This is a genomic window from Listeria cornellensis FSL F6-0969, from assembly GCF_000525855.1.
Taxonomy (GTDB): Bacteria; Bacillota; Bacilli; order Lactobacillales; family Listeriaceae; genus Listeria_A; species Listeria_A cornellensis.
In genome coordinates this window covers 1-440 of record NZ_AODE01000079.1, presented here as the reverse complement: position 1 = coordinate 440, position 440 = coordinate 1, and the positions used below count along the sequence as shown (strand labels likewise).

Below are 440 nucleotides of genomic sequence, written 5' to 3'. Positions count from 1 at the left end.
CCGCAGAGCATACCGCTAAAAATATGCTTAACCGCAATTTCCAGGCAGCGCACCTAATGAAAAATGGTGTACAGATGTCACGGAATTCAAAGTTAGTAACGGGACGAAAAAAATACCTCAGCGCCATTATCGATTTATATGATCGCTCGATTGTAGCCTATATTTTAAGTAGTAAAAACGATAATAAGTTAGTTATGGATACCATTAAATTAGCCATGAAGCGAAATCCCAAAGTAAAGCCCATGATTCATAGTGATCGAGGTTTTCAATACACGAGCCATGCCTATAGAGACCTCAAAAATAAATTTGGGTTTAAGGTAAGCATGTCACGTGTTGCCAAATGTTTAGACAACCAACCGATAGAAAGTTTTTTGGGGCATACTGAAAGCAGAATATTATTATCTTCATTCCTTTGTATCCGAAAAGGAGTTAATCCGAGA

Annotated in this window: 1 protein-coding gene; it reads left to right on the top strand. The window is 37.7% G+C overall.

Annotation, left to right across the window (positions count from 1 at the left end; all coding sequences use genetic code 11):
* Nucleotides 1-56 precede the first annotated feature (56 nt).
* A partial coding sequence (locus tag PCORN_RS16790) for a DDE-type integrase/transposase/recombinase (protein WP_159102638.1) occupies nt 57-440 on the top strand: 384 nt, incomplete at its 3' end.